Here is a 16,258-nt window from a genome sequence, read left to right as displayed (position 1 = left end):
TCTATGCGGGGTGAGGGGCGCGGCTGCGCAGGGCCCAGTCCCGCCAACCGAGCCCCTGTGACGTGCCTGCCGCCGGGGTGTATTCGCACCCCACCCAGCCCGTGTAGCCCAGGGCGTCGATGGTGTCGAGCAGGAACGGGTAGTGCAGCTCGCCCCGGTCGGGCTCGTTGCGCGCGGGCACGCCCGCCACCTGGATGTGGGCCACGCGGCCCGTGGGCAGGTAACGCTGCAGCTTGCCGTGCAGGTCCCCCTCCACCAGCTGGCAGTGGTACAGGTCCATCAGCACCTTCAGGTGGGGCACCTGGGCCGCGTCGAGCAGCTCGTGCGCATGGTCCTGCCGGTTCAGAAAATAACGCGGCACGTCGCGCAGGTTGGTGGGCTCGATGAGGATGTCACACCCTGCACGCGCGGCCTGCTCTGCCGCCCAGCGCAGGTTGCCCACGCACAGGGCCTTCAGCGATTCGCGCTCCACCCCCGGCGGCACGGTGCCGCACAGCAGGTTGATGAACGGGCAGCGCAGTTGCTCGGCATACCGCAGGGCCTCCAGCACCCCGGCGCGAAACTCCGCCTCTCGACCCGGCTGCGCGGCGAGGCCCCGTGCGCCCTGGTCCCAGGCGTGGGCCATGTCGGTGGGCGCGAACCCGCCCGCCGGGGCGTTGAACAGCACCAGCTGCAGGCCGTTGTCCTGCAGCCGGGCAGCGATCTCGCGGGGGTCGAAAGCGTAGGGGAAGTGCAGTTCCACCGCCCGGAACCCGTCGCGCGCCGCAGCCGCAAAACGGTCGAGCAAGGGCAGCTCGGTGTACATCAGGCTCAGATGGGCGGCAAACTGGGGCATGGGGGCAGTGCGAAGAGGCAACTTCTAAGCGCCGCAGCTTATCGTGTAGCCAACGAGCCCATTGCCCGCCCAGAGCGCCGTGGAGCCTGAATTTGTGCCAAATTCGCCTCTAGCGCTAGTTTCATATGCCTTTACAGCTATACATTTTATAGCAATCTCAGGATCACCCATGCGCATCGGAGAACTCACCCAACGCACCGGCACCACGCCCAAGGCCATCCGGCTGTATGAGTCACGGGGCCTGCTAGGCACGGTGGCACGCGCGGGCAGCTACCGCCACTATGGCGAGGCCGATGTGGCCCGCGTGTTGCTGATCCGCCGGGCCCAGGCGCTGGGTTTTCGGCTGTCGGAGCTGGACGGCCTGCCCCACATCGACACCGCTGCAGGCTGGGACCGCATGGCCCAACTGGTGGCCGGGCGGCGGGCCGCCGTGGCGCAGGAGCTGGCGCGCCTGTCAGCGCTGGACGCGCAGCTGGCGCTGTTGGAAGCCGAGCTGCACACCTGCGACACGCTGGCCGTGCCCGTGGCACCCGAAGCCTGCGCTGCACTCTACACACTGGCGGTGGCACCTCCAGCGCACAACCCCGCGCAATTTGGTGCAGCGACCACAGCGGGCGCTGCGAGATCCACCGCGACTTGACCTGACCGCTTGACTCTGCCCCGTGGGGCAAGGTGACCATGGCGCCATCAACAACACCGAGATGGAGCGTCTGTGGCAGAGCAACACAACATTCTGGTCATCCTGGGCCATCCCGCCGCCGGGAGCCTGTGCGCGGGCATGGCACGTGCCTATGCCGAGGGCGCCCGGCACGCCGGGGCGCAGGTGCGCTTTCTGGACGTGGGTCAGCTGGCCTTCAACCCCCTGTTCCAGGGCTATGGCGCTGCCCAGCCGCTGGAACCCGACCTGCTGGCCGCACAGGCTGACATCAGCTGGGCGCACCACCTGGTGTGGGTGTACCCCATCTGGTGGGGCGCCATGCCCGCGCTGCTCAAGGGTTTTATCGACCGCGTGCTGCTGCCCGGCTATGCCTTCAAGTACCGCAAAGGCTCATCGCTGTGGGACAAGCTGCTGACCGGCCGATCGGCCGAGCTGCTGGTGACCATGGACTCGCCGCCCTGGTACTTCCGCTGGGTCACGCGCATGCCGGGGCACCACCAGATGAAGAAAGCCATCCTGGAGTTCTGCGGCATCCGGCCCGTGCAGGTGCACAGCTTTGGCCCGGTGCGCAGCGCCAGCGCCGACCGGCTGGCACTGTGGGTGGAAAAGGCGCGGCAACTGGGGTTGCGCCAGGGGGCGCGTTCCGCACCGGGCAAGCCGCGCCCGGCACCTGTTACTTCGTCGCCTTCGCCGTGAAGGCCTGGACTGCAGCACGGCCCACCGCCGAGTCGTCGGTGAAGAAGCCGTCGATGCCCGCGCGCAGGTAGGCCGTGATCTCGGCCACGCTGTCGCCGCGCACGATGCCATCGGTGGTGGGCGCCTTCTTCAGACCGGCGGGCAGGAAGGCGTTTTCGGGCCGCAGCGTCCAGATATGCACTGCCAGCCCGGCGGCATGGGCCTGCGCGACCAGCGGCGTGGGCTCGCCGGGCACACCGTCCTTCACCGGCACCACCAGGGTCTTGAATGGCCCAATGGCGTTGGCGTAAGTGGCCACCTGCTTCAGGCCCTCGGGCGTGATCAGGTCGGCATAAGCGCGTGTGTTGGCCGCGCCCTGCGCCACAAAGTCATACGGCCGGCCCGAAGGGGCGACCAGCTGCACCAGGCGCACGCTGCTGAGCTTGCGGATCGCCTGCAGGTTGCTGACCTCGAACGACTGCACGAACACGGGCGCGTCCTTGTGGTTCCAGCCGTTCTTCTCCAGCACGGCCAGCAGTGGCGCCTCCAGCGGCAGGCCGATGGACTGGAAGTAGGTGGGGTGTTTGGTCTCGGGGTAGATGCCGATGGTGCGACCGGTCTTGGCCGTCGCCGCCTTGGCCAGGTCGATCACCTCCTGCAAGGTGGGCACCTCGAACTGGCCGTTATAGGCCACGTTGGCCGGGCGCTGTGCAGGGATGCGTTCGCGGGCGCGCAGGGTTTTGAGCTCGGCCAGGGTGAAATCTTCGGTGAACCAGCCGGTGATGGCCTGGCCGTCGATGGTCTTGGTGGTTTTGCGGCCTGCGAACTCGGGGCGGTCCACCACGTCGGTGGTGGCTTCCTTCACAGAGCCATCGGCGCCCAGGATGGCGATGGCGTTCTCGTGCCGCGCCACCAGCACGCCGTCCTTGGTGATGACCAGGTCGGGCTCGATGATGTCGGCGCCGTCATCAATGGCCTTCTGGTACGCGGCGAGCGTGTGCTCCGGCCGCAGGGCCGAGGCGCCCCGGTGGGCAATGACGGTGGGGGTGGGCGGCCAGGCCTGGGCCACGGCGCCCAGCGCCCAGGTGGTCAACAGCGCGGCAGCAGTCACGGCGCGCAGTGCAATGCGTTTCATGCGGGTCTCCTACAAACGGAGCCCGCACCTTAGCCGATGCGCTTGACAGCGGCGTGTCGCCGGGGCGTACACCCCGGTAAGCGCTACGCGTGTTCGAAGTGGAAGACGGCGGTGCCCGCGCGTGCGTTGGGCAGCCAGCGCACTTCCTGTCCATCCTGCAGGCCGAAGGCATCCAGGATGCGCAGGCTGTTCTTGGTGGCCAGCACTTCGAAGTCCTTGTAGGTGCCCACGCGGATGTTGGGCGTGTCGTACCACTGGTAGGGCAGGCGCCGCGTCACGGGCATGCGTCCGCGCAGGATGGACAGGCGGTTGGGCCAGTGCGCAAAGTTGGGAAACGCCACTACACCCGTGCGGCCTACGCGCGCGGTCTCGCGCAGCATGGTTTCGGCATTGCGCAAATGCTGCAGCGTGTCGATCTGCAGCACCACGTCAAAGCTGTTGTCGTCGAACATGGCCAGCCCCTCGTCGAGGTTGAGCTGGATCACATCCACCCCGCGCTGCACGCAGGCCAGCACGTTGGCGTCGTCGATCTCCACACCATAGCCGCTGCAGCCGCGCTCGCGCTGCAGGTAGTCAAGCATGGCGCCGTTGCCACAGCCCAGGTCGAGCACGCGCGAGCCGGGGGGCACCAGGCGCGCCAGGGCTTGCATCGCCGCTTTTTCGGTCATGGTTGCAACTCCTTGGCAATGCTATCGAAATAAGAGCGCATCACGCCCATGTACCGGGCGTCATCGAGCAAAAAGGCATCGTGCCCGTGGGGCGCATCGATCTCGGCGTAGCTCACGCTGCGGCGGTTGTCGAGCAGGGCCTTCACGATCTCACGGCTGCGCTTGGGCGAGAAGCGCCAGTCGGTGGTAAAGCTCACCAACAGGAACTTCGCCGTGGCGCGGGCCAGGGCGCGCGTGAGGTTGCCGGCGTGCGCGCGGGCGGGGTCAAAGTAGTCGAGCGCGCGGGTGATCAGCAGGTAGGTGTTGGCGTCGAAGTAGTCGCTGAACTTGTCGCCCTGGTAGCGCAGGTAGCTTTCGATCTGGAACTCGATGTCCTGCGTGCTGTATTTCAGGTCGATGCCTTCACGCAGCTGACGCCCGAACTTCTCGTTCATCACGTCGTCACTGAGGTACGTGATGTGGCCGATCATGCGGGCAATGCGCAGGCCACGCTTGGGGATCACGCCGTGGCGGTAAAAGTGGCCGCCGTGGAAATCCGGGTCGGTCACGATGGCGCGGCGGGCGACTTCGTTGAAGGCGATGTTCTCGGCCGTGAGGTTGGGCGCACTGGCCACCACCACCGCGTGGCGCATGCGCTCGGGGTACTGCAGCGTCCAGCTGAGGGCCTGCATGCCGCCCAGGCTGCCGCCCAGCACGGCCGCCAGTTGCTGGATGCCCAGACGGTCCAGCAACCGTGCCTGGGCGTTGACCCAGTCTTCCACCGTGACCACCGGGAAGTCCGCGCCATAAACCTCGCCGGTGTCCGGGTGGTGGTGCATGGGCCCGGTGGAGCCAAAACACGAGCCCAGGTTGTTCACGCCGATGACGAAGAAGCGGTCGGTGTCCACGGGCTTGCCGGGGCCGATCATGTTGTCCCACCAGCCCTCGCTCTTGTCCTGCCCGGCGTACACGCCCGCCACATGGTGCGAGGCGTTGAGGGCGTGGCACACGAGCACGGCGTTCGAGCGGTCGGCATTGAGCGTGCCGTAGGTCTCAAAGGCCAGGTGGTAGTCGCGGATGGACGCGCCGCTTTGCAGCGGCAGCGCATCCGGGAAATGCATGGACTGGGGTGTGGCGATGAACGACATAGTTGGAACTGGTAAGCCCTCACGTTCCACCGCTTGCACACGCCGCAAGCCCCTTGAGGAGCCGCTGTCACCGAGGGCAAAACCTCGGCAAAAAAATACCCGGCGTCGCTAAAAACGAGGCCGGGCAGGTGTGTCGGACGGGTCTTTAGCAGAATTTATAAAGCGCCCGCAAGCTGTGGCAAATCGGCGCGTCTAGCAAATATACCAAAGCAGCGCCGCGTCGCCCAGCCCGTCGCACCGATCAGGTCAGCCTGCAGACGAAAAAATCGCCAGCAGCCCCAACACCAGAAAGATGGCGGCAGACACCAGATGCACCGCGCGGATGGGCACCTTGCGCGTGATGCGCTCACCCAGCCAGACCACGGGCGCATTGGCCAGCATCATGCCCAACGTGGTGCCCGCCACCACCCAGAGGTAAGCGTTGTATTTGGCAGCCAGCATGACCGTGGCGATCTGGGTCTTGTCGCCCATCTCGGCCAGGAAGAATGCGACCACGGTGGTGCCAAACACACCCCAGCGTGGCGATCCGTCGGCTTCGCCTTCGTCCAGCTTGTCGGGGATCAGCATCCAGACCGCCATGGCGATGAATGAGGCGCCCAAAATCCAGCGCAGCACCTGGGGGCCCAGGAAGGTGGTCACCCAGGCACCGACAGCGCCGGCCAGGCCGTGGTTGACCAGCGTGGCCACCAGGATACCCAGCACGATGGGCCAGGGTTTGCGAAAGCGTGCCGCGAGCACCAGAGCGAGCAGCTGCGTCTTGTCGCCCATCTCGGCGAGCGCGACGATGGCGGTGGAAATGAAGAAGGCTTCCATGGGGGAGGGGGTCCTATCCGGCCGGATGGGTGGAAAACGCATTGACTGCACCCCGACTCCGGCCATGTGGATCGGTTTGCAGTCAATGGTCTCGCCCAGCTCAAAAGCCGCATACGCCATAGGTCTCAAAGAACCCAAGTGTGTTGACGCATGCCCCCGGCGCGTTGCGCGGCCGGGCGGGCTACTCCCCAAAGACCCACGGATTTTACCCTATGGTTTGCCCTGAAATTCCCCGAAAAACCACGCTGCCCCGGTGTTTTGAGCCCATCTGCCCAGAAATAAAACCCCACGGGCCCCATAAAGTGATTAATAATGGATTCGCTTTTCTGCTTGCAGAAGGGCAGTTAGCTTAGCGGTGAATGGTCAGTTTCGCGTCTTTGAAGTCGTCACAGGTTTGTTGATTGCGTCGGGCTCCATCGCGTTTTTGTGTTTTTTCAGGAGTCCTTCATGGGCAACAAACTTTACGTGGGCAACCTGCCCTACTCTTTCCGCGACGAAGATCTGCAGCAGACCTTCAGCCAGTACGGCTCGGTTGGCAGCGCCAAGGTCATGATGGAACGTGACACCGGCCGCTCCAAGGGTTTCGGCTTTGTCGAAATGGGCAGCGATGCTGAAGCCCAAGCCGCCATCCAAGGCGTGCATGGTCAAAATTTCGGTGGCCGTGACCTCGTGGTCAACGAAGCCCGTCCTATGGAGCCCCGCGCTCCCCGTAGCGGTGGCTTCGGTGGCGGCAATGGCGGCGGCGGCGGTTACGGCGGTGGCCGTAGCGGTGGCGGCGGCTACGGCGGTGGCGGCGGTGGTGGTTACGGCGGTGGCCGTAGCAGCTACTAATAAGTCCTTATCGGCAGTCCTCAGGACCTGCCGACGACAAAAAAAGGAGCCTTCGGGCTCCTTTTTGCGTTCTGGCGCGGCACGGACACCACAGCGCGCAAAGCCCCTTGCTTTTTCCCCAAAAGTGTGGCGCATAATGGTCTGGCGGGCTTTGCCTGCATTTCAAGTTTGCGGTGATCCGTCAGTTTCGCGCTGAGAGCGTCATTGAGATTAGCTGGCTGCGTTTTGGGGACTCCATCGCTTTATCCATGTGTTTTTGAGGAGTCCCTCGATGGGCAACAAACTGTACGTCGGCAACCTGCCTTACTCGGTGCGCGACGGTGATCTGGAACAGGCCTTTGGCCAGTTCGGTGCCGTGACCAGCGCCAAGGTCATGATGGAGCGCGACACGGGTCGCTCCAAAGGCTTTGGCTTTGTGGAGATGGGCAGCGACGCAGAAGCCCAGGCCGCTATCAACGGCATGAACGGCCAACCCCTCGGCGGCCGCAGCATTGTGGTGAACGAAGCCCGCCCCATGGAACCACGCCCACCCCGTAGCGGTGGTTTCGGCGGCGGTGGTGGTGGTGGCGGGTACGGCGGCGGCCGCAGCGGTGGTGGCGGATATGGCGGCGGCCGTGAAGGCGGCGGTGGCTATGGTGGTGGCCGCGAGGGCGGCGGCGGTGGATACGGCGGCGGCCGCGAAGGTGGTGGCGGGGGCTACGGCGGCGGTGGCCGCAGCGAAGGTGGCTTCCGCAGCCCGTACGGCTCGGGTTCACGCAACGGTGGTGGCGGCGGCCGCAATGGCGGCGGTGGTGGCTACGGTGGCGGCGGCAACGGCGGCTACTGAACCACACCCGTTTTTCTGTCACAAGGGCCCTTCAGGGCCCTTTTTCATGGCAGCTGCACGTCGAGATAGCAATCTCCATCGCCCACGGCGCCTTGGGGCGCCTTGTGCAATCCCGCCCCTACTGCATTTCGCTCTGGCGGCGCTTGCGCGGACGGCCCGCTAGCACCTTGTCAAACAATGGGTTCGGCAGCATGCGCAGCAGCTTGGCGACCACGCCCATTTGCCAGGGGATGACCCGGTAGCTCACGCCCGCCTGAATGGTGCGGAACGCCTGGTCGGCAAAATCGGCGGGCTGCATCAAAAACGGCATGCTGTAGCGGTTCTGTTGCGTGAGGGGGGTATCGATGTAGCCCGGCGACACCGTCACCACGCGCACGCCGTGGGGGCGCAATTCACCCCGCAGGCTTTCGCAGTAGCTGATGACAGCCGCCTTGCTGGCGCAGTAGGCGCCATGGCCGGGCAGGCCCCGGATGCCGGCCACGCTGCCGATGCCCACCAGGGTGCCGCTGCCGCGCTGCACCATGGCGTCCACAAACGGCTGGAAGGTGGCCGCCATGCCAATGTTGTTGGTGGCAAAGGTGCGGGCCATGACGTCGATATCGTCCCGCACCGCTGTGTCCATGCCCACGCTGATGCCGGCATTGGCGATCACCACATCCGGCACACCCTGGCGTGCGATGCAATCGCGCCCTGCAGTCACGATGCTGTCAGTCACCGACACATCAGCACTATAAATTTCATAGCTTTCAGGGCTTATTCCTTGAGCACTTGCCCATGTTTTGACTTCGGAAGTGCGCCGCGCCACCAGAGCCAGGCGAAACCCCGCTTGGTGGTAGCGCTGGGCCAGCGCTTGGCCGATGCCACTGGATGCGCCGGTGATGAAGACAAGGGGAGTGGTCATGTGCATTCCGACAGTGGGCGGCAAGGCAGGATAGGTGGAGGCTACCGCGTGGTGCCCGGCAGGATCATGCCGCGCACGCGCCCGCGCAGTTGCAACACCTGGTCGAGGTTGTCGTAATCCATGCTGTCGGCGGTGAAGCGGTCGTTGCCACGGGTGAGCGTGACCGGCTGATCAGAACGCACCCGCTCGGTGTTGGTGAAGGCATGCAGAAACTCACCACGGAACTCCATGGGGGGCTGCGCTGCCGCCCCGGGCTTGGCGGGCAGCGGTTCACGCTTGACGATGGCGTTGCCGAACAACTGCACTTCGGAGCCATCGGCGTTGCTCAGGGCCCGGTTGGCCGTGGCCACGGTGACCCGGCCATCGAGGCTGACCGAACGCATGCGGACCTGATCGATCTCCAGCGTGTCGGTGTCGGGGTAATGGCGCGCCTCGTCACCCTGCACCTCGCTCTGCAGGCGGCCCGTGGCATCGAATGTCTTCACCGAAAAGGACTTCATGAAATAGTCCGGCTGGTGCTGCACGGGCCGGTCAATCGCAGGCAACTGGGGCATGGGCGCGTTGCGCACCAGCCACCAGGTGCCCAGGGCCAGCAGGCCCATCAGCACCACGGGCAGGTAGATCGAGAGCTGGTCCCAGCCCTGGCGGATCACGCGGATCATGCGGTGTAGTCCGCCAGCAGCGCCGCATAGCGGCCCGTGGCCACCAGCAGCAAGTCACACAGCTCGCGCGCTGCACCCTCGCCCCCGCGCGCTTGGGTGACGAAGTGGGCCGCGTGGCGCACCTCGGTCTGGGCGTTTGCGGGCGCGCAGGCAAAGGCGCTGCGGCGCATCACGGGCAGGTCGGGCCAGTCGTCGCCCATGGCAGCCGCCTGCGCCCAGGTCAGGCCCAGGGTGGCCAGAATCTGCTCCGCGGCGGGGCGCTTGTCTTCGGTGCCAAACACGGCGTGCTCCACGCCCAAGGCCTTGAGGCGCACGCGCAATGGGGCAGAGTCGCGACCGGTGATGACGGCGGGGGTGATGCCTGCCTTTTGCAGCAGCTTGAGGCCGTGGCCGTCCAGGGTGTTGAAGCGCTTGAGGGTCTCGCCCGTTTCGCTGAAGTACAGGCCGCCGTCGGTGAGCACACCGTCCACGTCGAAAAAGGCCACGCGCACGCCCTGGGCGCGCAGCAGCAGCTCAGGGTCAATCTGCAGGGCAGGAGAGGGAGAGGTCTGAGGAACCAGCGCCATCGTCAGATCACCTTCGCCCGCATCAGATCGCCGATGTGCACCACGCCCACCAGGGCGCCCGCAGCGTCCACCACCAGCACGCTGGTGATGGCGTGGGCTTCCATCATTTCGGCGGCGTCCACGGCCAGGGCGTCGGGGGCAATGCGGCGCGGGTTGGCGTGCATGACCTGGGCTGCGGTGGTGGACCGCAGGTCCGCCCCGGCCTCGATGCGGCGGCGCAGGTCGCCGTCGGTGAAGATGCCCAACAGCTGCCCGTCGGCATCGACGATGGCCGAGGCGCCCAGGCCCTTGGCGCTCATCTCGCGCATGAGGTCGCTGAACGAGGCATCGGGGGCCACGCGCGGCACCTCGGTGCCCGAGCGCATCACGTCGCCCACATGGGTGAGCAGCTTGCGGCCCAGCGCACCGCCGGGGTGCGAGCGGGCAAAGTCTTCGGGGCGGAAGCCCCGGGCGTCCAGCAGGGCCACGGCCAGCGCGTCGCCCATGGCCAGCTGGGCCGTGGTGCTGGCGGTGGGGGCAAGGTTCAGCGGGCAGGCTTCGCGCGCCACGCTGCAGTCGAGGACCAGGTCGGCATAACGCGCCAGGGTGGACTGCAGGCCGCCCGTCATGGCGATCATGGGCGCGCCCAGGCGCCGCAGCACCGGCAGGATGGCCGTGAGTTCGCCACTTTCGCCGCTGTTGGAGATGGCCAGCACCAGATCGTCGCCGGTGACCATGCCCAGGTCGCCGTGGCTGGCCTCGGCAGGGTGCACAAAAAACGCGGGGGTGCCGGTGGAGGCCAGTGTGGCGGCGATCTTGCGCCCCACGTGGCCACTTTTGCCCATGCCCATCACCACCACGCGGCCCCGGGCCTGCAGCACCATCAACACCGCTTGGGCAAACACACCATCCACGCGGGCCGCCAGGCCATTCAGGGCCTCCACCTCGATGTGGAAGGTCTCGCGGGCCAGGCGCAGGGCCTGGTCGGCATCAAAAGGGGGCAACGCGGCGGGGGCGGGAGTCATGCAAGGATTCTATCGACCGGGCATGCCTGCCGGGCCGCCGCATGGGCCAAGTCCACTGGCACGGTCCGTGCATCCGGGTAGAAAGGCCCTTGCCCGGCCCACAAGGCTTGCCAGACTTGCACAAACAGGGAGGCAGCAGCGGCCTGCAGCCCCGGCCAATGGCTTGCTTGAATCCTGTGTTACACAACGCAAGCCTCGGATAGCATCGAACCCATGTCTTCACTCGCCCTCACACTGCTTTACCTGCTGGCCGCGGTGCTGGGCGTGGTGACCTGCCGCAGCCTCAAGCTGCCGCCCATGCTGGGCTACCTGGCCGCCGGGGTGCTCATTGGCCCGCACGCGCTGGCACTGGCGCAAAACTCCGAAGGGGTGCGCCACCTGGGCGAGTTTGGCGTGGTGTTCCTGATGTTCGCCATCGGGCTGGAGTTCAGCCTGCCCAAGCTGCGTGCCATGCGCAAGCAGGTGTTTGGCCTGGGGCTGATGCAGGTGGTGCTGACAATGGCGGTCGTGTCCGGCATGGCACTGGCGTTGTCGCGCTGGGCGGGTGGGGTGTGGGACATGGGCTGGCAGACGGCGCTGGCGCTGTCAGGCGTGATGGCCATGAGCAGCACGGCGATTGTGGTCAAGCTGATGGCCGAGCGGGCCGAGCTGGAGAGTGAACACGGCCGGCGGGTGATGGGCATCCTGCTGTTCCAGGACCTGGCGGTGGTGCCGCTGCTGGTGCTGATCCCGGCGCTGGGGTCGTCGCCCGACCAGCTGCTGACCTCGCTGGGCTGGGCACTGATCAAGGCCACGGTGCTGGTGGGCCTGCTGCTCACGGGCGGCCAGCGGCTGATGCGCTGGTGGCTCACGCTGGTCGCGCGGCGCAAGAGCGACGAGCTTTTCATGCTGAACCTGCTGCTGATCACGCTGGGCCTCGCCTGGCTGACCGAGCTGGCGGGCCTGAGCCTGGCGCTGGGCGCCTTCATTGCGGGCGTGCTGGTGTCCGAGACCGAGTACCGCCACCAGGTGGGCACGGACATCCGGCCCTTTCACGATGTGCTGCTGGGCCTGTTCTTCATCACCATCGGCATGATGCTGGACTGGCACATCCTGGTGGACCGCTGGGCGCTGGTGTTGATGCTGCTCACGGTGCCGCTGGTGCTCAAGCTGGGGATCATCCTGGTGCTGGCGCGGGGCATGGGCGCGACCACCGGTGTGGCGCTGCGCACCGGGCTGTACCTGGCGCAGGCGGGCGAGTTCGGCTTTGTGCTGCTGTCGCTCACGCAGAACAACGGGCTGGTGCAGCCAGCGCTGATGAACCCCATCCTCGCGGCCATGGTGCTGTCGATGCTGGCCACGCCCTTCCTCATCATGTACAGCAACCGCATCGTGATGAAGCTGGTGGCCAGCGACTGGCTGCAGCAGTCGCTGCAGATGACATCGATTGCGCGCAAGTCCATCAACACCAGCAAGCACGTGATCATCTGCGGCTACGGCCGCTGCGGACAGAACCTGGCGCGCATGCTGGAGCACGAGGGCATCCCCTACATGGCGCTGGACCTGGACCCGGACCGCGTGCGCCAGGCCGCTGCGGCCGGCGACTCGGTGGTGTATGGCGACGCCACCCGTCTGCAGGCGCTGATGGCGGCGGGCCTGGTGCGCGCCAGCGCCGTGGCCGTGACCTACATCGACGTGCCCGCCGCGCTGAAGGTGCTGGCCAATGCCCGGTCGCACGCGCCGCAGGTGCCGGTGGTGGTGCGCACGCAGGACGACCTGTACCTGGACAAGCTGCAGGAGGCCGGTGCGACCGAGGTGGTGCCCGAGGCCATCGAAGGCTCGCTCATGCTCGCCAGCCACGCCCTGGCCCTGGTGGGCGTGCCCATGCGCCGCGTGCTGCGGCTGGTGCAGGACCAGCGCGATGCGCGCTACAACCTGCTGCGCGGCTACTTCCATGGCGCGGACGACGACACGGTGAACGAACGCGACCAGGAGCGCCTGTCCACCATCAACCTGCCCCCGGGCTCCACCGCCCTGGGCCGCAGCCTGGGCCAGCTGGCCCTGCCCGCCATGGGTGTGCGCGTGGTCAACCTGCGGCGCGGCAATGGCCATGTGAGCGCGGCAGTGGACGAGGCCCTGCTGGCCGAAGGCGACACGCTGGTGCTGTCGGGCCATCCGGCCGCGCTGGCGCTGGCGGAAGACAAGCTGCTGAAAGGCTGACCAGCCCCGGGGCCCGCCACTGGCAGCTCAGCGGGTGGTTGGGCACAACATTTGAATGCAATCGGCCTGTAGCGCTAGTGCAATATGCGCTGACAGCTACATAATTGATAGCAAACTACAGCAGCTCTTCAGGCCCAGGCCGCCCGAACAGGTAGCCCTGGAACTGGCGGCAGCCGTTGCGCAGCAGGAAGCTGCGCTGCCCTTCGGTTTCCACGCCCTCGGCCACCACGTCCAGGCCCAGGCTGCGGGCCAGCGTGATGATGGTGCAGGCAATGGTGGCGTCGTTAGGGTCGGTGAGCACGTCGCGCACAAAGCTCTGGTCGATCTTGAGCTGGTCCAGCGGCAGGCGCTTGAGGTAGCTGAGCGATGAGTAACCCGTACCAAAGTCGTCGAGCGAAAAGCCCACCCCCAGCGTGCGCAGCGCCTGCATCTTGAGGATGCTGTCCTCCACATCGTGCAGCAGCAGGCTTTCGGTGAGTTCGAGCTTGAGCAGGCGCGGGTTGGCGGCCGCATCACGCAGCGCTGCCAGCACCTGCTCCACAAAATCGGGCTGGCGGAACTCCTGGGCACTCACGTTCACGGCCAGCGTCCACGCGGCTTTCCCCGGGGCGGTGGCCCACTGGGCCAGCTGGCGGCAGGCCAGGGCCAGCACCTGGCGCCCCAGGGGCAGGATGAGCCCCGTCTGCTCGGCCAGCGGGATGAAATCGGCGGGCGAGACCATGCCGCGCTGCGGGTGTTGCCAGCGCACCAGCGCCTCGGCCCCCAGCAGGTGGCCGCTGGCGTCCACCACCGGCTGGTAGTGCAGCAGGAACTCGTTGCGCGCCAGGCCCTGGCGGATGTCGCCCTCCAGCGCCGAACGCGCCGACGCGGCAGCCTGCATGGCGGGGTCGAAAAAGCACAGGGTGTTGCGCCCCTGCGCCTTGGCCTGGTACATGGCCAGGTCGGCGCGCTTGAGCAGCTCTTGCACCGGCTGCTGCGCGTCCTGGAATAGCGCAATGCCGATGCTGGGGGTGCTGTGCATGTCGCAGCCATCCACCACATAGGGCTGGTTCAGCGCCAGCAGCACCTTCTGGGCCACGGCCTCGGCCTCGGCCGCGGCTTCGACCTCATGGCCGTGCAGGCCCTGCACCACGACCACAAACTCATCGCCACCCAGCCGCGCCACGGTGTCGGTGGCCCGCACGCTGGCCCCGATGCGCGCGGCCACCTGCACCAGCAGGCGGTCGCCCCACTCGTGGCCCATGGTGTCGTTGATGCCCTTGAAGTTGTCCAGGTCGAGGAACAGCAGGGCGCCATGGCGGCCGTCGCGCTGGGTGGTGGCCACCGCGCGCTCCAGCCGGTCCATCAGCAGCCGGCGGTTGGGCAGGCCGGTGAGTTCGTCGTAGAACGCCAGGCGCTGGATCTCGGCCTCGGCCAGCTTGCGCTCGGTGATGTCGCGCGCCACGCCCCGGTAGCCGGTAAAGCGGCCCTCTTCGTCAAAGATGGGCTCGCCACTGATCGACACCCACACGGGCTTGCCGTCCTGGGACAGGCGCTGCATCTCGAAGTCGTGAAAGACCTGGTGCGCCTCCAGCTGCTCGCGGTGCTCGCGCCATTGCCCTTCGTTGACGAAGGTGTCGGGCAACTCCCAGCGGGTCAGGCCGTAGTGCATCTCATCGGGCACGCCCTCCGTGTGGTACGGGTTGCCGTCCAGCCGCACAAAACGAAACTGGTCGTCCTGCTCCCAGTACCAGTCGGACGACAGGTCCGTCAGGCTGCGCCAGCGCGCCTCGCTCTGGCGCAGGGCCTCCAGCGTGCTCAGGTAGTCGGTGACATCGGTGAACGTGCGCACGCGCCCGCCGGGCTCCAGGGCACGGGTGCGCACCTCGATGTAGCGGCCCTGCCGGGTGCGCCGCACGTAGCTCTGCGGCATGTTCATGCGGCCGCCATGCGCCGCGTATTCCGACGCCACATAGTTGCGGGCCATGGGCTCGATGAGCTGGAACTCGGGCCCGAAGTCGCCCCGCTCGGTCTGAAAGCGCACCACCTCTTCCACAAGCGGCTGCGTGGCCAGCAGGGACTCGGGCAGGTCCAGCAGCTCCAGGTAGCGCTGGTTGTAGACGCGGATGCGGCCCTCGGCGTCCACGTTGGTGATGCCCTGCGAAATGTTGTCCAGGGTGCCTTCGAGGGCTCGGGTCTTCTCGGCCAGCAGGGCGCTGGTGCGGGCCAGTTCGGCCTCCACATGGCTGCGGGCCAGCTCGGCGCGGCGGGCGGTCTCCAGCTGGCCAATGGTGTTCAGCAAGGGCTGCAGAAACTGCACATCGGCGTTGGTGTAACCGCCGCTGCGGTTGGCCAGCCCCACCATGGCCACCAGCTCGCCCGCCGCATGAATGGGCAGGCCCAGGTAGGTGCGCAGCGTGGGGTGGCCGGGCGGCGTGCCCGCGCTGCGGGCATCGTGGTTGGCATCGTTGCTGAGGACCGGCTCGCCCGTCACCAGCGCAGCGCCCACCAGCGAGTGCAGGTTGTCGAACACCATGCCATCCTCGGCATGCTGGGCGTAGCGCTGGCGCGAGGCCTCGTCCCAGCTGATGTCGGTCATCGCGTGCACGCGCAGATAGGGGTGTCCATCGTCAGCACGCTGCACCTGGCCCACCAGGCCGAAGGCGCTCTGGGTCAGGGTCATCAGCTCGTTCAGCAGCGCCTCGAACGCTGCACGGGGACCTGAGCTGGCAATGAACATGCCCTGGGCCCTCGAGATGGCCTGCAGCAGCCGGTGCTGGCGCGCCAGCATGGCCTCGGCAGCGCGGCGGGCACGGGCGCTGGAGCTGCGCTCCAGCACCGCCTCGATCTGCGCGGGCAGGGTGAGCAGGTAATCGAGCCCCGGGTCTTGCACGGTGAAATCGTCAAACCCGTGGCGCATGGCCTGCGCCGCGTGGGTTTCTGCCCCCATGCGCACGATGATGATGGCCGGAACGCCGTCGAGCAGCTGCAGCAGGTCAAAGGCCGAACCGTCCAGGGTGCGCTGGGCGGCCAGCACGATGTCGGGGCGGTGGCGCAGCAGGTGGTCGCGCGCCTGGGCGATCGAATCCACCACGTCCACGCGCCAGCCCGACCAGGGGTCGGCCAGCGCCCCCGCCACGGCCTGTGCGTGGGGGTGATCACTCTCGATCAGCAGGACGGAGATGGGCATGGGCCGATCGTCGTGGGGGTTGGGGCACCGTCCGCCGCAGGCGGCGCGAGTTTGTAACGCCAGTGAAACACATTATGGCGTCTGGTGCAGGCGCGCGCGGGGACCGCCGGGCTGTTTACACTCTCGCACTTTCCGTGCCTCGCGCCACTGGTCAGCCCCTGGCGCACACCCAGGCATTGGCCCTGCCCG

At 66.9% G+C, this 16,258-nt stretch carries 15 protein-coding genes and 1 riboswitch; of the genes, 5 read left to right on the top strand and 10 right to left on the bottom strand.

All coding sequences use genetic code 11. The features are described from left to right. Position 1: 1 nt before the first annotated feature. Entirely contained in the window at positions 2–835 is an 834-nt protein-coding gene (locus ASD75_RS01815; protein ID WP_056742627.1) for a hydroxypyruvate isomerase family protein, read from the bottom strand. 169 nt (positions 836–1,004) lie between these two features. On the opposite strand from ASD75_RS01815, the gene ASD75_RS01810 reads away from it, so the two are divergent. Together ASD75_RS01810 and ASD75_RS01805 are read left to right on the top strand one after the other, a co-directional pair. Next, complete coding sequence (locus tag ASD75_RS01810; RefSeq protein WP_056742625.1) at positions 1,005–1,475, top strand: MerR family transcriptional regulator; 471 nt, start codon at positions 1,005–1,007, stop codon at positions 1,473–1,475. A 72-nt stretch (positions 1,476–1,547) separates the two neighbouring features. Next, positions 1,548–2,189 carry an NAD(P)H-dependent oxidoreductase gene (locus ASD75_RS01805; protein ID WP_056742624.1) on the top strand — a complete coding sequence of 214 codons (642 nt, stop codon included), beginning with the start codon at positions 1,548–1,550 and terminating at the stop codon, positions 2,187–2,189. On the opposite strand, the gene ASD75_RS01800 is transcribed toward ASD75_RS01805, so the two are convergent. From ASD75_RS01800 to ASD75_RS01785, 4 genes are all read right to left on the bottom strand, one after another. Continuing rightward, positions 2,167–3,303 carry a glycerophosphodiester phosphodiesterase gene (locus tag ASD75_RS01800; RefSeq protein WP_056742621.1) on the bottom strand — a complete coding sequence of 379 codons (1,137 nt, stop codon included), beginning with the start codon at positions 3,301–3,303 and terminating at the stop codon, positions 2,167–2,169. The two genes, ASD75_RS01805 and ASD75_RS01800, sit on opposite strands and share 23 nt — an antisense overlap. A gap of 83 nt (positions 3,304–3,386) precedes the next feature. Further along, positions 3,387–3,971, bottom strand: coding sequence for a methionine biosynthesis protein MetW (gene metW / locus ASD75_RS01795; protein ID WP_055402134.1), 585 nt, complete (start codon positions 3,969–3,971; stop codon positions 3,387–3,389). After that, a complete protein-coding gene (locus ASD75_RS01790) occupies positions 3,968–5,098 on the bottom strand; it encodes a homoserine O-acetyltransferase (protein ID WP_056742616.1) in 1,131 nt (376 codons plus the stop codon). Before ASD75_RS01790 ends, metW begins: the two co-directional genes overlap by 4 nt. A 246-nt stretch (positions 5,099–5,344) precedes the next feature. Further along, entirely contained in the window at positions 5,345–5,911 is a 567-nt protein-coding gene (locus tag ASD75_RS01785; protein WP_056056786.1) for a TMEM165/GDT1 family protein, read from the bottom strand. Positions 5,912–5,927: 16 nt separating this feature from the next. Further along, a riboswitch (yybP-ykoY riboswitch) is annotated at positions 5,928–6,113 on the bottom strand. A gap of 245 nt (positions 6,114–6,358) precedes the next feature. Between ASD75_RS01785 and ASD75_RS01780 the strand changes: the two genes are divergently transcribed. Together ASD75_RS01780 and ASD75_RS01775 are read left to right on the top strand one after the other, a co-directional pair. After that, positions 6,359–6,742, top strand: a complete 384-nt coding sequence (locus ASD75_RS01780; protein ID WP_056056787.1) for an RNA-binding protein — start codon at positions 6,359–6,361, stop codon at positions 6,740–6,742. A 271-nt stretch (positions 6,743–7,013) separates the two neighbouring features. Beyond that, positions 7,014–7,568 carry an RNA-binding protein gene (locus tag ASD75_RS01775; protein WP_056742615.1) on the top strand — a complete coding sequence of 185 codons (555 nt, stop codon included), beginning with the start codon at positions 7,014–7,016 and terminating at the stop codon, positions 7,566–7,568. A gap of 118 nt (positions 7,569–7,686) precedes the next feature. On the opposite strand, the gene ASD75_RS01770 is transcribed toward ASD75_RS01775, so the two are convergent. Genes ASD75_RS01770 through ASD75_RS01755 form a run of 4 tightly spaced genes read right to left on the bottom strand, consistent with a single transcriptional unit; the run spans position 7,687 to position 10,701 of the window. Then, entirely contained in the window at positions 7,687–8,469 is a 783-nt protein-coding gene (locus tag ASD75_RS01770) for an SDR family oxidoreductase (RefSeq protein ID WP_200947546.1), read from the bottom strand. A 41-nt stretch (positions 8,470–8,510) separates the two neighbouring features. Further along, the gene (gene lptC / locus ASD75_RS01765; RefSeq protein ID WP_056056794.1) at positions 8,511–9,131 is read right to left on the bottom strand and encodes an LPS export ABC transporter periplasmic protein LptC; all 621 of its coding nucleotides are present in this window, start codon (positions 9,129–9,131) and stop codon (positions 8,511–8,513) included. Beyond that, the gene (locus ASD75_RS01760) at positions 9,128–9,697 is read right to left on the bottom strand and encodes an HAD family hydrolase (RefSeq protein WP_056742613.1); all 570 of its coding nucleotides are present in this window, start codon (positions 9,695–9,697) and stop codon (positions 9,128–9,130) included. The genes lptC and ASD75_RS01760 overlap by 4 nt, the downstream gene beginning before the upstream one ends. A 2-nt stretch (positions 9,698–9,699) precedes the next feature. Continuing rightward, positions 9,700–10,701 (bottom strand): SIS domain-containing protein, encoded by a 1,002-nt coding sequence (locus ASD75_RS01755; protein WP_056742612.1) that lies wholly within the window; start codon positions 10,699–10,701, stop codon positions 9,700–9,702. A 213-nt stretch (positions 10,702–10,914) separates the two neighbouring features. On the opposite strand from ASD75_RS01755, the gene ASD75_RS01750 reads away from it, so the two are divergent. Beyond that, positions 10,915–12,900, top strand: coding sequence for a monovalent cation:proton antiporter family protein (locus ASD75_RS01750; RefSeq protein WP_056056799.1), 1,986 nt, complete (start codon positions 10,915–10,917; stop codon positions 12,898–12,900). Positions 12,901–13,015: 115 nt separating this feature from the next. Here the strand turns inward: ASD75_RS01750 and ASD75_RS01745 are convergent, their stop codons facing one another. Next, the gene (locus tag ASD75_RS01745; protein ID WP_056742611.1) at positions 13,016–16,069 is read right to left on the bottom strand and encodes an EAL domain-containing protein; all 3,054 of its coding nucleotides are present in this window, start codon (positions 16,067–16,069) and stop codon (positions 13,016–13,018) included. Positions 16,070–16,258: the final 189 nt, after the last annotated feature.

This window comes from Acidovorax sp. Root568, from assembly GCF_001427445.1.
In the GTDB taxonomy this organism is placed as follows: Bacteria; Pseudomonadota; Gammaproteobacteria; order Burkholderiales; family Burkholderiaceae_C; genus Acidovorax; species Acidovorax delafieldii.
Note: the sequence above shows the minus strand (reverse complement) of the source record. Positions and strands in the feature narration are given on the sequence as shown.

Bases quoted from the DNA above. Each gene is read 5' to 3' on its own strand.
- ASD75_RS01815 (WP_056742627.1), bottom strand. From the start codon at position 835: ATGCCCCAGTTTGCCGCCCATCTGAGCCTGATGTACACCGAGCTGCCC.
- ASD75_RS01810 (WP_056742625.1), top strand. From the start codon at position 1,005: ATGCGCATCGGAGAACTCACCCAACGCACCGGCACCACGCCCAAGGCC.
- ASD75_RS01800 (WP_056742621.1), bottom strand. From the start codon at position 3,303: ATGAAACGCATTGCACTGCGCGCCGTGACTGCTGCCGCGCTGTTGACC.
- metW (WP_055402134.1), bottom strand. From the start codon at position 3,971: ATGACCGAAAAAGCGGCGATGCAAGCCCTGGCGCGCCTGGTGCCCCCC.
- ASD75_RS01790 (WP_056742616.1), bottom strand. From the start codon at position 5,098: ATGTCGTTCATCGCCACACCCCAGTCCATGCATTTCCCGGATGCGCTG.
- ASD75_RS01785 (WP_056056786.1), bottom strand. From the start codon at position 5,911: ATGGAAGCCTTCTTCATTTCCACCGCCATCGTCGCGCTCGCCGAGATG.
- ASD75_RS01780 (WP_056056787.1), top strand. From the start codon at position 6,359: ATGGGCAACAAACTTTACGTGGGCAACCTGCCCTACTCTTTCCGCGAC.
- ASD75_RS01775 (WP_056742615.1), top strand. From the start codon at position 7,014: ATGGGCAACAAACTGTACGTCGGCAACCTGCCTTACTCGGTGCGCGAC.
- ASD75_RS01770 (WP_200947546.1), bottom strand. From the start codon at position 8,469: ATGACCACTCCCCTTGTCTTCATCACCGGCGCATCCAGTGGCATCGGC.
- lptC (WP_056056794.1), bottom strand. From the start codon at position 9,131: ATGATCCGCGTGATCCGCCAGGGCTGGGACCAGCTCTCGATCTACCTG.
- ASD75_RS01760 (WP_056742613.1), bottom strand. From the start codon at position 9,697: ATGGCGCTGGTTCCTCAGACCTCTCCCTCTCCTGCCCTGCAGATTGAC.
- ASD75_RS01755 (WP_056742612.1), bottom strand. From the start codon at position 10,701: ATGACTCCCGCCCCCGCCGCGTTGCCCCCTTTTGATGCCGACCAGGCC.
- ASD75_RS01750 (WP_056056799.1), top strand. From the start codon at position 10,915: ATGTCTTCACTCGCCCTCACACTGCTTTACCTGCTGGCCGCGGTGCTG.
- ASD75_RS01745 (WP_056742611.1), bottom strand. From the start codon at position 16,069: ATGCCCATCTCCGTCCTGCTGATCGAGAGTGATCACCCCCACGCACAG.